Below are 13,702 nucleotides of genomic sequence, written 5' to 3'. Positions count from 1 at the left end.
ACCAATCTCGTCATCGCTGAGGCTTCCATGCGCCGACTCAAGGTCCTGACCTGGCATACCCACGGCAGCTATCTGTATTACCTGTCGCAGGCGCCGCACGAATTCTTCGTCCTGTCGACACCCGGGCGCCCGCCCGGCTATGGCGGACGCTGCGGCCATTTTCCCTGGGGCGACAATGTGCACGAGCTGCCCGCCGAACGCGCGTGCGAGCAGCAGTTCGACTGCATCCTGTTCCAGAACCAGCACCAATGGGAACACGACCAGTACGCCTTCCTGACGCCGGCGCAGCGGACGCTTCCGCGCATCTACCTCGAACACGACCCGCCGCACGAGCACCCCACCGACACGCCCCATCCCGTCGACGATCTGAACGTGCTGCTGGTGCACGTCACTCCTTTCAACGACCTGATGTGGGACAACCGGCGTACGCCGACGCGCGTCATCGAGCACGGCGTGCTGATCCCCGACGGCGTGCGCTATCTCGGCACGCTCGACCGCGGGCTGGTGATCAGCAACAAGCTGGGCCGGCGCGGACGGCGCATGGGTTCCGACCTTTTCCAGTGCGCGCGCGAAGAACTGCCGCTCGACCTGGTTGGCGTGGGCGCCGAAGAATTGGGCGGCATCGGCGCCGTGCAGCATGCGCAGCTGCCCGCTTTCACCGCGCGCTACCGTTTCCTGTTCAGCCCGATCCGCTATGCCAGCCTCGGCCTGGCCGTCATCGCAGCGATGATGGTCGGTTTGCCCGTCGTCGCCCTGGCCACCGCCGAAATGGCGACCGTGATCGACGACGGCGCCAACGGCTACATCGACACCCGCATCGAACGCCTGCACGACTGCATGCGCGAGCTGCTGCGCAGCCCCTCGCTGGCGCGCGACCTGGGCCAGGCGGCGCGGCGCCAGGCCCAGGAGCGCTTTTCGATCGAGCGCTTCACCGCCGACTGGGACGCCGCGCTGCGCCATGTCACCGGTCACGGCGGCAACCTGGGGCGCAGGCTGGCCAAGAGGGACGCATGCGCATGAAAGCCATCTTTCTCGACAAGGACGGTACGCTCGTCGAAGACCTGCCGTACAACGTGGAGCCGCGCCGCATGCGCCTGGCCAGCGGCGCAGGCCCTGCCCTGCGCCTGCTGGCCCGGCTCGACTACCGTTTTTTTGTGGTCAGCAACCAGTCCGGGGTGGCCGAAGGGCGCTTCGCCGAAGAAGCGCTGCATGTCGTCAGCGACCGCCTGGCCGACCTGCTGTTTCGCGAAAACCTCACGCTCGACGGTTTCTATTACTGTCCGCACCATCCCGGCGGCACGGTGGCGCCCTACGCGATCGAATGCGAATGCCGCAAACCGATGCCCGGGCTGCTCTTGCGGGCCGCCGCCGAGCATGGCATCGATCTGCGCGCCTCCTGGATGATCGGCGACATCCTCCACGACGTCGAGGCCGGCAACCGGGCCGGCTGCCGCACGGTGCTGCTCGACAACGGCAACGAAACCGAGTGGCGGCTCGGACCGCGCCGCGTTCCCACCCGCATGGCGCCGGACCTGTACGCCGCGGCCGTCCTGATTGCCGGCCATCCTGAACAATGAGCCATGTCCAGTCATCCACCGGAAATGATCCCAACCCCATGAGCCACGACTGGAACAATGCCGGCCACCTGCTGTGCGTGCGGCTCGGTTCGCCCGGCGACGTGCTGATGTGTACGCCTGCCATGCGGGCCCTGCGCGCCCAGCATCCGCAGCGCCGGCTGACTCTCCTGACCTCGCCCGCGGGGGCCGCCCTGGCGCCCCACCTGCCCGATATCGACGCGGTGCTGGCCTATGATGCGCCCTGGATGAAGAGCAGCGCCGCCGACCCGCCCGCGCGCCACATCGAGCAGATCGCGGCGCTCGGCCGGCAAGGCTTCGATGGCGCCGTCATCTTTAGCTGCTACAGCGAGAGCGCCCTGCCCGCGGCCTTGCTGTGCCAGCTCGCCGGCATCCCGCTGCGCGCCGCCTACTGCCGCGAAAAGCCCTGCCAGCTGCTGACCGACTGGATTGCCGACCCCGAGCCGGGCGCCATGATCCGCCACGAAGTGCAGCGCCAGCTCGACCTGGTGCGCCACCTTGGCGCGGAAGTGATGGACGAGCGCCTGTCCTTCCTGCCGCTGCCCGCCGACCTGGCGGCGGTGCGCAGGCGCTTGCTCCAGGCAGGCATCGACCCGGCGCGACGCTGGCTGGTGCTGCATCCCGGCGCCGGGGCGCCGGCGCGGCGCTATGCGCAGCGCCACTGGACGAACCTGATCCGCGCGCTCCACGAACGCCTGGCCTGCCCACTGGTGCTGTCCGGCGGCGCCCACGACATGGCGCTGATCGACGGCATCGAGATCCCGGACGAGGTACGCGTCCTTTCGCTGGCGGGACAATTGTCGCTCGGCGAACTCGGCGCGCTGCTGGCGCAGGCCTCGCTCGTCGTCAGCAACAACACCGGCCCGGCCCAGCTGGCAGCCGCGGTCGGCACGCCGGTCGTCGACCTGAGCGCCTTGACCAATTCCTGGAACATGCCATGGCGGGTGCCGAGCCGTGCCCTGGGCCAGGATGCCGGCTGCCGCTACTGCCACCGCAACGTCTGCCCGGAGGGTCACCACGCTTGCATGGAAAAACGGATGCCAGACCAGGTCGTCCAGGCGGTAGGCAGCCTGTTGAAGCAAACCGAGGCGTACCGGACCAGAGAAACTGCGGGCTGATCCGGTACAACGCGCACCCGCCTACCTGGCCTGCCGCTTGACCGCCTTCAAGGCCGCCGCGCCGCTGCCGCGGAACAGCTCGAGCGGTACGGCATTCGCCATCGCCTGCATGCCGAGGTCGTTCGGATGCAGGTGATCGCCACTGTCGTAGGCGGGCAGCATGCGGGTCGGACGTGCCGGATCGCGCACGGCGCGGTCGAAATCGATGACAGCGTCGAATTCGTCGCTGGTGCGGATCCAGTTATTCACCGCCTGGCGCACGGCTTCTTTCTCGGGCGTGAAATAGCCGGGGAAGATCGTGCCTTCGAAAGGGGTGAGCGTGCCGCCATACACCGGGATGCCCTTGGCGTGCGCACGCGCGATCAGCTGGCGGTAGCCCGCGATCATGTCTTGCACCGTCACCGCTTGCGATGCGGGGATCGTGCCGGTGCCCGGATGCCCGATGTCATTGATGCCGATCAGGACAATCAGGTGGCGCACGCCCGCCGTGGCCAGGACGTCGCGGTCGAAGCGGGCCAGCGCCGAAATGCCGAACAGCGGCTGCTCGCCCGGGTCGCGCAGCAGGCGGTTGCCGCCGATGCCGCGGTTGACGATGCCGAGACCGCTGTTGACCGTGCGGTCGCGGGTCGTCTGCAGGCGCAGCGCCAGCAGGTCGGGCCAGCGGCGGTTGGCGTCGCGGGTCGTCACGGCGCCGTCGGTGATCGAATTGCCGAGTGCAACGATCGCTCCTGCGCCCGGCGCGCTGACGTCGACCTCGGTCAGGAAGGGCCACGACGTGATGGTGCGCTCGGTCGGCAAGGTGGCGGCGCCCGTGAAGTTACCGGGCAGCGACACGTAGTTGGTCTGGAAGGCCGAACCGTGGATGGTGGTGGCCTGGACCTGACCCGGCAGGTAGAGGCTGACCGCGAGGTCCGACACCGCCGGCACATCGAGGTCGACCGGATCCGACAGTACCGGGGCGCCGGCCGGAATCGTGATCGACGGCGAACCGCTGAAGGTCAGCACGCGGTCGGTGCCGCTCATGATCTCGGCGCCCGCACCGCGCCGGGCGACGTGCGCCGCGCCGATGCGCAGGGGCGTGGCGCCGTGTTCGTTCGAAACACGGATGCGCACCTGGCTGCCGCCGATGCTGGTGTGCACGATCAGGCGCAGGGTCTGGTCATTGAAGGTTTGCGTCTGCGCTGCCAGCGGCGGGCCGGCGGGCGCGGTGCCCCAGGTGCCCACCCACTGATGACGCGGATCGCGCGGGTCGGGTTGCGCGTGCACCGCGCCGAACGGCAGGCTCAGGCTGGACAGGGCCAGCGCGGCAGCCGCCAGCCAGGCGCGGCGCGACCGGCGCGGCGTCGCATGATCGGTCAACCGGGTGCGAACCAGATCGGACAAGGACAGCAAGGTCGTCTTCATCGTCGTGCTCCTCGAAATGAAAGATGCCGCCAGTGCCGCGGACGCGGCCATCGACGACACGCTTCAATCTAAGCGAGCAGGACATTATCAAACAAGCCGGGTTCAGTGCGAACTCTTGCGGTGTGTCGAACTAAAAGCAGACAACCGATGAGTACAAGGAACTTTATTTAGCTACCGCAATAAACAATTCAATATTGATCGGCCGAAATGCCAGAGGTCTGCCGCTCAGTCCGTGCAATGAGAAAAAGCGCAGCATGTTCGATGGCGCCGTCGTCGTACTTCAGCCTATTCGACCAAATGGTTGCGACCAAAATACAGGTTGATGTTCCTGCAGAGAATGTCATTGCCTCTTAGCAATCCATACTTTAGCTTGGAAGACAGTGCCGGCAGGTCTTAGCAGGCGCACCTTGACCAAATCATTCAACCAGGAACCCACATGAAAAAACACATTCGTATGTGCGTCGCGGCGATGGTCGCTCTTGCGCTGACCGGTTGCGCCAGCGTCGGCAGCGAGTCCTTGCGTCGCGAAACCGAAGGATCGGTCGCAGAGAAAATTGTGCAGGGCAAGACAACCAAATCCCAGGTTCGTTCCTTGTTCGGTTCGCCGACCAAAACGATGTTTACCGACGGCGGACTGGAAATCTGGAGCTACGACTTTTCGAACGTGTCGGCCGATGCCGTCAGCTATATCCCTGTGGTGAGCATGTTTGGCGCCACTGCCAGCGGCAAGAAAAAGGAACTCGTCGTCATGTACGACACCGGCGACGTGGTCAAACGATTCTCGATGAGCGAAGCGGACGTCAAGCACAAGACGGGATTGTTCAACCAGTAAGGCTGGCCAGATAATCCAGCGGTCGCTGAAAATGAAAAGGGCCGGGAAGATGATCTTCCCGGCCCTTTTCATTTCTTGCAGTAATTCTTTGGTCGGGGCGAGAGGATTCGAACCTCCGACCCCGTGCACCCCATGACGTTAAAAGCAAGATTTTCCTGGACGGCACTGGACAGCGTCGGACAAACACTTCTTTTAAAATCATAGACTTATATCAATTCAATTGTCCAGTTAAGTCCGTGGACGTCTGGCAGCAGCCATGTTATGGTGTACCCATTGGTGTACCCATTGGAGCTCATCATGACGCGCTATCCCCGTCAAGGCCGAGGCCGCCGTTGGACGGTCAAGGAGCTCGAGGCCGTCCGTCCAGAATGGAAGGGTGACATGCTGAGCGATGGGGACGGGCTCGTTGGCGAGGTACGGCTAACGGCGGATGGCATTGTCTTTTTACCTTTCCGTTATGGTTTCAAATGGGAAGGCAAGAAGGCATGGCATTACTGTGGAGCGTGGCCGTCTGTGAGCCTCGAAACTATCCGGGCCGAGCGCGAACGGGCACGGGCCATGATCAAGAAAGGGATCAATCCGACCGATGCCAAGCGTGCGGCCAGAATCGACGCGCAGGCGGAAGTGCAAGCTAAGATTGCTGAGGCCGCCCGCATCGAATCTGAGAACCTGCCCATCCGCGCGATGTACGAAGCCTGGATTCAGGACGGCGTGTCGCGCGCGGATGGCAATGCGGTACTGCGCCGCTACTTCGAGAAGGATGTGCTGCCGTTGATTGGAGAAAAGGCCGTCCGCCTTACGACCGAAGGAGACTTGCGGGCCTTGCTGCGGGCCATCATTAAACGGGACGCCTGTCGAATGGCGTCCATTGTCCATAGTAGCCTCATCCAGATGTTCAAATGGGCGGAAAAGCGTAAGCCGTGGCGCGCCCTTATGGCGGACGGCAATCCTGCGGACCTCGTCGAATTCAAGAAGTTGTTACCGCCAGGAGTAGAGCCCGATGCCGAACGAGAACGCGTGCTGTCGGGCGAAGAATTGCGCGAGCTACGTCTCAAGCTTGACGACATGGAAAACGTCTACGCGGCGGCGTCATCCGGCACAAAATACAGTGTTGACCGGCCGCTTAAAAAGGAAACCCAGCTGGCGCTCTGGATTTGCCTCGGCACGATGTGCAGGATCGGGGAACTGCTGAAAGCTCGCTGGGAGCACGTTGACCTGGCAACAGGCGAATGGTTTGTACCGCGCGAGGACACGAAGACCAAGGTCGCATGGAAAGTGTACCTGTCGCCGTTCGCGCTCCGCCAGTTCAAGGCCTTGTACGCTCTCACGGGAGAGACGCAGTTTTGCTTTCCTTCCAATGCAACGACCGGCGAAGAGCCAGCACGGCACGTGTGCGTCAAGAGCGTGTCAAAGCAGATTGGCGACCGGCAGGTACGCTTTAAGAAGCGTGAGCCACTCAAGAACCGCAGGCACGACGATTCGCTGGTGCTGGCAGATGGGAAAAATGGCGAATGGACGCCGCATGATCTCCGGCGGACGGGGGCGACAATGATGCAACAGCTTGGCGTTTCGCCTGATGTGATTGACCGCTGCCAGAACCACATGCTGGCCGGGAGCCGCATACGCCGGGCGTATCTGCATTACGATTATGCGCACGAAAAGCGGGAGGCATGGAAGCGGCTGGGCGAGCGAATTGACGCACTGCTTGATAATGCAAACGTTATCGCCCTCAACCGTTTTTCAGCACCCTCCACAGGACAGCACTAAATTCTGTCGGGTCCTAATCCTAGTTCGATAGCAGCAGCGTCAGCAATAGTTTGTCAATAGTAAGGATGCGGGATCAAACTTTGTGCACGCGTCCGCTATCGCCCCATTGCGGACCTGCGCGTTAACGCTGCGTTGCTGCCTTTTCAATGATCGCAGGGGGCTTGGCAGAGAACAGGTCTAGCTCCGAAATCCATCCACGCGTACGCCGATTTTCCGGGCTCACATATTCCCCCTTGACCCAGCCGTCGCGTACCTCAAACACTCTCAGTGCGTTTCCGGTCACGGCATAAGCTCTGCGTGCCTTCGGACTTGAAGGATCGTCATAAAAATATGCCTTCTTGGACGAGATAATTCTGATCGACTCCCAACGACCTTGCTCTGTAAGCACAAATGCAGACGGACCCGATGCAAACGTCTGGACGTTCCAGCATCCGCCATGTTCCTCGTCGAGCGTTAGGCGGACGGCCGGCTTTCTATTTGAAGACACGTGTTCGAGAACACCGTGAATGACTTCCTTGGGGGCGCGATCGCCTGGGAACCATGTCTGAACACGATTAGAGGAGGGGCCCGTGACTTTGCCGCTAACGAAGAAGATGCAACTGAACTTCCCGGCCCCCGTAGAACTCTCGAAGTAGCCGGTCAAGATGCCGCTTTGGTCAACTCCAACTAGGAAGCCGTCGTAGTCTCCTGATGCCATCGGCGCCGCGATACAGGGCAAGGCAACTAACGCGATAAGCCAACCCAGAATTTTTTTCAACGTGTATGTCCCCTTTGTATCTGTGCGGCTGCTCGGCGGTCGACCACTTCGAAGACCATTGCATGTCTGCTTTTGGCCGGTCTCAGACCTACCCTGAACGTCCGCAACCGACCCAATCCGGACGTTCGGCACGACTACATTACTTACGGAATTGACCTTCTTTTGGGCGGCGCACAATGTCGCCCTCCCAACCACAAGCGGCACCGCTATGCATCGAGCAAAAGGCGCTCTCTACCTTGGCGGTGTTCTTCTGCTTATCGAAAGTCACGGTAATGACACAAGGATCGTCCTTATCAACCTTTGTATAAGGCGAGAACGTCAGGACGTTCTTTACGACCTTACCCACGCCGGCCACCGAGCCTGAGCAACTCCCTTGTACTACGGTCGTTGTTGCTGCGATTACCCCTGACTCTGAGTCAAGCGCAATTAGATCAAGAGAGGTTGCTTGCGAACGGAATCGCCCTTCGACGTTAGCGTATTGGGCGTTTGTAGCGGCACTCGCCAGCAAAAGGAAACTCAGAAGCGTATGTTTAATCATCGTTAAGATAAAATTTGGTTGCTAACAGCTGCTCGGTCCATAGGGAAAATTGAGGTCTGCTCTTGGCCGTTTGCGAACCTATTGTAGCGTCCGCTCCCGACCCGAAGCGGTCGGTCGGCAAGTGATCTCACCATTTCCAAGTCCCTTTTTCTTCCAGCAGAACCTTTTCCCCTTGCATCACCAACAAGATCCCATCTTCCAGCACCCGATAATAAGCTGTGCCGTTCTTGAATTCATAGCCTTGAAACCTGCAGGGAGTTAAACCATCCGCACACATGCTGTGTTTGGTCTTGCCCCGCAACATCATACTTTTCCCTGTTTTTTTGTTAGTGCCAATGTAAATCACGTTTTCACAGGTGACGTTGCCTTCTGCACAATTTACCTTGATCTGGATGAGGAACGAAGGTGTCGTAAGCGTGCTCGCAAATACTTGAGCGGCGAAGAGAAACAGGACGAAAAATGGGAGTAGTCGAGTCATTCTGTTAGCGCTAAAACATTGAAATGGAACGGCTGCTCCTGGCCGATTGCAGACCTATTGTAAGGTCCGCAACCGAAGCAGAGCAGACGTAGCTACGCGGCGTATTTCAGATGCCAGAGAGGAACCTTACTGCAGTTCCAAACTTGTGTACCTCCCATTACTGGCGTTGAACATGCTCGTTCGAAGTTCATCTGTTCGCCGGTCGGTGCGGTCGATCACGCAATCCAACGGCGACAGAGGACTTGCCCATTTACAATCAGCGTCTCGCAGAGAAATCCAGATGCGTTGCGCGTTCCTCAACTTCTCCCGGTCTTTTGAGTCAAGCTGATTGATCAAGCTTTTGTAGACCTTATTCAGGCTTTCATTTGCACTTGCGAGCTCAGCTGGACGATTGTCCCCGTTTACGGCGGCTGCGGGGTGAAGAAGTAGCTGGCTGCTGATGAAAAGCAAAATTAGAAGTCCGCGCTTGAACATAGATGCTCCGATTTAGAAATTCATTGGTAATCGCGGTCTTCTTCGGCGTAGGCGACATAGACGGCCACAATTGGCCGATTGTAGAGCTTAAGCGACGTCGGCTTGAGACTTATAGCAGATATCAGCCGTTAGATGTTTAGCTCGTAAGCCGTTTCGCTAAAGTAGAAAACGCATAAAAATACGAAGCGCTTTAACATTCTCGTCATATCGGTCCTGAAGACGAGAATCTAAGGCCTGTTTTTAGCAGCTGCGGCCCATTCGTCTATGCTTAACGTTTCAAACTGCGATGAGTCGCTCATCGTTGGACACATGCCCCTTGAGCACGAAATTGCTCAATTACCGCCGGTTTGGATTCCTTGATAAGGTCGCACATGATTTCTCGACCATAACCACTCTGTATGCTAGTAGCCGCATCTGAATTCACTAATGCCAAAACCTTTTGACCGAGCGCCGACGCGGTAAAGGCGAGAATTTTCTGGAATAGATCAGGATTAACCTGGCGTTCGATAATTTTTCGCTCTTTGTGATCTGATTCGCGGAGCAGCTTATACATGGCACGCCCTGCAGGCGACCGAACGAACCCGAGGACCGATAATATTTCATTTTCGGACAACCGACCCGCTAGTACCGCCGCCGTACGCCTAGCCGCCTCATTTCCATCAAAATGTGACGGGATTCGCGATAATTCAACTACAAGATCTAGCCGCTGGGCAGTCAAGGCAGGAAGGTTTGATTCCATTTCCAGACGAAGTCGCTCTACAGGGATAAAAAATAAGACAATCTCTTGTTCGTCACTGGTCTTCGTTGAGGCCCAGCTCATGAAAGGAAACTGCAGGATCAAGAACAATATGAAGATGGGCATAATAAGTCACAACTAAATATAAAAGATTTTTTTGACAGGCTCCCAGAATGGCAACTCAAACCGGTGCAATGGCTTTCACTCTAAGTGCTGCCCCATATTCGAGCAATGCCTGCTTTTGAAAGCTCTTTGTCTCAAACTATTGATTAAAATCCCGAGCCGGAAGCTCAGTTTCCGCAACGCCCGTTGCTCCACTCACTTGCTTACCAATATCGATCTCCGCCAAACCGATCTCGCGCACCTGTGATTAATCAGTATAGTCTACCGAGTCTGTTGCCGGGAAATTTTCGTTTGCTTGGCCGAGGCTAGCTGACGTCCGCTGGCGACCGACCCGAAGCGCATAATGCCGATCTGTTCTCTAAGACGTGGCTAGCCTCTGCAACAGGAGGATCTACATGCCTTGTATGGTTCGGTTAAGTCAGCTCAGACGTTCGGGAAACCATTGAGATGCTGCCCGGAGCGATCCTTTGTCATTCTCGTTTTGCATTCGTTAAGCGCCATCGTGTATGCGGGTTTACTCTCTTCTATCTCGAACGCGAAAACTGCGCAGTTTGCATCACGGAACTTAATCCATGCAGTCTGAGCCGACTTCAACTTCGAAAGCAGTTCAGCACGTATCCCAGGTGCTGCCTTATACGAGCTTATGACGCGGCTAAAGGTTTGGCGATATACGACATTCAATTCGCGATCTGCCTTTTTGAAATTTTCAGCAACGCAAGACTCGATGCTAGCACTTGAACTCAAAGCGCATTGCGTGTCGGCACGGGCTGTTCCGGCTAGGCAGAGAACAAAAAGACTTACGGAAAACCACATCAAATCCTTCATATCGATCCTGTGGGAAAAATGGCCATTTCTGGCCGGTAGCGGCACTGCCGGGAACTCGGCTTACGATCAAAAGCTACCTTCACGGATCGTCCGGAGTCCACTGCTCAAGTTCAACTGTTCGCTCGATACGCGCTTTAACCCCACACCCGACAGAAAGCATAACGGCCGACGTCCCACCGTTAGGGTCATGATAGAAGTCGCAATTTGCTTCTGTGTACTTTCCCCATAGGCGCTGGGCTTCTAGCAACTGCTTCTTCCGCTCGCCCTTTAGGGAACTCATGAGTTTTCGATAGGCTGCGTTTAGTCGTTTATCTTGACGCGTGTACTCATCTACTAAACATTCTAGAACCATTGGCTCGACAACTCCTGCCTTTACGATGCACTGATCGTAAGCCTTTGTTCGCGGAAGGGACTCGTCGGCACAGGCCAACGAGCTGACGAACAGAAGCATGGCCGCGAGTGGATTTATTTTCATGTGATCGTCTATTGTGAAGGGCGAACGTTGCCTACGCCGGGAGCGTCCGCTTTTGGCCTATTGCGGTGAAAAAGTCGGACGGCAACAGTTTCGGTACGTCCCAAAGGTCCAATCTCACCGACATCGTTCAATACGGGCCGTTCTGACAAGTCGAGCCTGGCAGGGCTTTTATCCAAAGTTAAACTTTCCCGAGTTTTTCACCACAATAGGCCGACAGCAGACCTGAGTCTGATTGCACTTATTGTTACAACAGCCTTATTTCATCAAAATCACACCTGCCGCGTCGTTACGACGTGCGCCATTTTTCGCCCTGCATCGTCGTAGACAGGTAGCGCACTTCCTTCGACCAGCACTTCCGCGCCGCCGTTGCGCCTGATTCTCCATCGTGCGCCTTGAACATGCTCGTTCAAAAGAACGGCCCAGGCCAATGGCAGTCGGTGAGCTGGATATGGGCAACCGTGCTCCGCCAACAACGAATACCTCTTCGCATAATCGTCGACCTCTACGCCTAGCACGGCTACACCATGCAGGTGTAAGACAGCATCGTTGAAAAAACTAATGCGTCCTGCCCCATGTGCCACGATGACGCCTTCAGTGAGTTGACGCAATGTCGGTCGCGCTTGGCGGCAAATTGCTTGAGCATACGTTGCTCTCGTGGACGTGAAGTAACATCTAAATTATATGGACGATTCCGTCCACATTACCCGCTGTGTCGAATGTTGGTTGGTAGATGAGATCGAAAAAATACTCTTGGGGTATATCTCCTCCCGTTACCAGTAGGTTAATCGTGCCCTACATTCATGCAAGGCACACGACCGCATCAAGATAAATCTAAATGGGCTGGGTCAGGCCCAATACAGGACTCAGCCGTTGGCCGTTCATTAGATCTCACCGTCCAACTTTACGAGCTCAGTTCAAAACCTTCCGATATTTTTCGTCACTCAGAGTCGCGGTATTCCAGTTGAATCCTGGCCTCATTGCTCCAGCTATCGTCCGCAATCGGCGCATTATAGCTGACGCCATTCCTGCCGAGACGAAGTGCCAACTGGCGATCGCCTTCTTTTAATGTCGCGGAGCGGAGCAATCGGGTGGTCTGAGTGTACACGCTGACTTGCGACGATCTACAGGGGCCACCGAGAGCGCTGACGGCCATACGTTTAACCAGCGCGACTTCGTCTTTTAGAATAGCCCAGTTCACCTCGCAGGCCAGACGCAGGTCGCCAAGGCGTGGCTGCTTGTCATCAGTTCCAGGGGTTTGAATATTAGTTCGCCAACGTATATCCGTCTTTTTCTTGTTTAGCTTGAGCTCGGCATTTTCGGCGGCCGCTGTGTCATTGCGAGGAAGCGCGAACGATCCGTCTGAATCGACCGAAAGCGGCACGTTCACGGTGCTGCCAGTAATCGACATCTGTGCGTCGGCAAGCGATACGGAAGAAGAAGACGGAACAAGCTTGAAACGCAAAGGTGCCTGCGGCGCGAGCGCTCGATGTTTCTCAAACGCTTCCAGTCCCCGAAGCATGTAGCGGTAGGGTTTAATTGCAGGGTCCTTGACACCAGTAACCACAACTTGTTGCGGTACCTCGTCAGCATCGGAAGCGGAGAAGTTTTGCGCCCTAGTTGCGCAATGAACACTGAAAATCAAACAGAGAATAATAGTATGAAACCTCATAATGTCCTTGTAGAAGCATATTAATTGGAAAAGGCCTGCTTATTGTCATACTGCTGCTAGCGTACCTTACGCAATACTTTCGGTTCACAGACAGCATCGTTCCGCCCATTGAGCAAGCTGACTAGACGTCGGCACAAAGCCGTGTTCGCATGCAACCGCTTTTAGCAAGGTCCCATACTGAACATTCTCATAGAGAATCTTGATGGCTATTCGTAATTCGCCGGTGAATCGATCCGATAGCGAAGGCAGAGGTCCGAGCAATTTGCACACTACCTCAGACTGTCTCCCATCTCGTTGTGTACGTCTCCTATAACCTGAAGCATAAGGAAATCAGCGATAAGTCTAGGCGCTTTGTATTATTCGGTTGGGCCAGCTTATATCTTCGGAAACCCTCAAAATAGTTGCCATGCGCAAATTAAGGTCTGGCCTGCGCAGGCAGATTTAAAACTCGGATGGCCTGAGCTGCGCGTTCATCATTCGATAATACGGGTCACTGTTTAGGTGCATGGAATTTGTTTCGCCGTTGGCAAGGTAATCAAGGGCGTGAAGCCTGCAGCTGCTGCTGCTTGGGCCTGGCTAGGCGAAATCTCGAATATACCGATTCTTCCGTCAGGACTACCGCACACTGTCGGGGCCGCCATGCCATTAGTGCCGCACGCTGCAGAGCGGACTTGGACATTGGCCGCTGTCAACTCTGCTTCCAATGCCGCTAGCGACACGCCACCGCCGCTGCATTGCAGCGAGCCCATCGATTTAAAGAATCTGCTACTCGATTCTTGGGCGTCGCCACCGCCGCAAGCATTCAGTAGTGTCAACACTGCCAATTTCAGAATAACGACACGCATCTAAGCATTCCTTGGATTGTTACAATTGTGTGTGACTGCGCTATTGACGTCGTGAATCGAAGCATG

Annotated in this window: 15 protein-coding genes; 5 read left to right on the top strand and 10 right to left on the bottom strand. The window is 57.2% G+C overall.

Going from position 1 to position 13,702, the window contains the following annotated elements:
- Positions 1-27: 27 nt before the first annotated feature.
- From AC56KZ_RS16125 to AC56KZ_RS16115, 3 genes are read left to right on the top strand one after another with little or no spacing between them, the layout of a single operon-like run.
- Positions 28-1,020: a glycosyltransferase family 4 protein gene (locus AC56KZ_RS16125; RefSeq protein ID WP_497163201.1), complete on the top strand. Its 993-nt coding sequence runs from the start codon at positions 28-30 to the stop codon at positions 1,018-1,020.
- On the top strand, positions 1,011-1,577 hold the full coding sequence (locus AC56KZ_RS16120) for a D-glycero-alpha-D-manno-heptose-1,7-bisphosphate 7-phosphatase (RefSeq protein ID WP_497163200.1): 567 nt from the start codon (positions 1,011-1,013) through the stop codon (positions 1,575-1,577). The genes AC56KZ_RS16125 and AC56KZ_RS16120 overlap by 10 nt, the downstream gene beginning before the upstream one ends.
- A gap of 38 nt (positions 1,578-1,615) precedes the next feature.
- Positions 1,616-2,713 carry a glycosyltransferase family 9 protein gene (locus AC56KZ_RS16115; protein ID WP_497163199.1) on the top strand — a complete coding sequence of 366 codons (1,098 nt, stop codon included), beginning with the start codon at positions 1,616-1,618 and terminating at the stop codon, positions 2,711-2,713.
- Between the two features lie 21 nt (positions 2,714-2,734).
- On the opposite strand, the gene AC56KZ_RS16110 is transcribed toward AC56KZ_RS16115, so the two are convergent.
- Positions 2,735-4,117 carry an SGNH/GDSL hydrolase family protein gene (locus tag AC56KZ_RS16110; protein ID WP_497163198.1) on the bottom strand — a complete coding sequence of 461 codons (1,383 nt, stop codon included), beginning with the start codon at positions 4,115-4,117 and terminating at the stop codon, positions 2,735-2,737.
- Between the two features lie 436 nt (positions 4,118-4,553).
- Between AC56KZ_RS16110 and AC56KZ_RS16105 the strand changes: the two genes are divergently transcribed.
- Together AC56KZ_RS16105 and AC56KZ_RS16100 are read left to right on the top strand one after the other, a co-directional pair.
- Positions 4,554-4,949 (top strand): hypothetical protein, encoded by a 396-nt coding sequence (locus tag AC56KZ_RS16105; protein ID WP_497163197.1) that lies wholly within the window; start codon positions 4,554-4,556, stop codon positions 4,947-4,949.
- Between the two features lie 297 nt (positions 4,950-5,246).
- The gene (locus tag AC56KZ_RS16100; RefSeq protein WP_497163196.1) at positions 5,247-6,716 is read left to right on the top strand and encodes a tyrosine-type recombinase/integrase; all 1,470 of its coding nucleotides are present in this window, start codon (positions 5,247-5,249) and stop codon (positions 6,714-6,716) included.
- 121 nt (positions 6,717-6,837) lie between these two features.
- Here the strand turns inward: AC56KZ_RS16100 and AC56KZ_RS16095 are convergent, their stop codons facing one another.
- The 9 genes from AC56KZ_RS16095 to AC56KZ_RS16055 all read right to left on the bottom strand — a co-directional run bounded on the left by AC56KZ_RS16095 (position 6,838) and on the right by AC56KZ_RS16055 (position 13,636).
- Positions 6,838-7,473, bottom strand: a complete 636-nt coding sequence (locus tag AC56KZ_RS16095) for a hypothetical protein (RefSeq protein ID WP_497163195.1) — start codon at positions 7,471-7,473, stop codon at positions 6,838-6,840.
- A gap of 139 nt (positions 7,474-7,612) precedes the next feature.
- Positions 7,613-8,011, bottom strand: a complete 399-nt coding sequence (locus tag AC56KZ_RS16090) for a hypothetical protein (protein WP_497163194.1) — start codon at positions 8,009-8,011, stop codon at positions 7,613-7,615.
- A gap of 127 nt (positions 8,012-8,138) precedes the next feature.
- Entirely contained in the window at positions 8,139-8,489 is a 351-nt protein-coding gene (locus AC56KZ_RS16085; protein ID WP_497163193.1) for a hypothetical protein, read from the bottom strand.
- 126 nt (positions 8,490-8,615) lie between these two features.
- On the bottom strand, positions 8,616-8,963 hold the full coding sequence (locus AC56KZ_RS16080) for a lysozyme inhibitor LprI family protein (RefSeq protein WP_497163192.1): 348 nt from the start codon (positions 8,961-8,963) through the stop codon (positions 8,616-8,618).
- Between the two features lie 295 nt (positions 8,964-9,258).
- On the bottom strand, positions 9,259-9,783 hold the full coding sequence (locus tag AC56KZ_RS16075; RefSeq protein ID WP_497163191.1) for a hypothetical protein: 525 nt from the start codon (positions 9,781-9,783) through the stop codon (positions 9,259-9,261).
- A gap of 462 nt (positions 9,784-10,245) precedes the next feature.
- On the bottom strand, positions 10,246-10,647 hold the full coding sequence (locus AC56KZ_RS16070) for a lysozyme inhibitor LprI family protein (RefSeq protein ID WP_497163190.1): 402 nt from the start codon (positions 10,645-10,647) through the stop codon (positions 10,246-10,248).
- 79 nt (positions 10,648-10,726) lie between these two features.
- Positions 10,727-10,999: a lysozyme inhibitor LprI family protein gene (locus AC56KZ_RS16065; RefSeq protein WP_497163411.1), complete on the bottom strand. Its 273-nt coding sequence runs from the start codon at positions 10,997-10,999 to the stop codon at positions 10,727-10,729.
- A gap of 1,060 nt (positions 11,000-12,059) precedes the next feature.
- Positions 12,060-12,791: a hypothetical protein gene (locus AC56KZ_RS16060; RefSeq protein WP_497163189.1), complete on the bottom strand. Its 732-nt coding sequence runs from the start codon at positions 12,789-12,791 to the stop codon at positions 12,060-12,062.
- A gap of 497 nt (positions 12,792-13,288) precedes the next feature.
- Positions 13,289-13,636, bottom strand: coding sequence for a hypothetical protein (locus tag AC56KZ_RS16055; RefSeq protein WP_497163188.1), 348 nt, complete (start codon positions 13,634-13,636; stop codon positions 13,289-13,291).
- Positions 13,637-13,702 lie beyond the last annotated feature (66 nt).

It is taken from the genome of Telluria sp. LT2P34, assembly GCF_059685915.1.
This window is presented reverse-complemented; position numbering and strand designations above follow the sequence as displayed.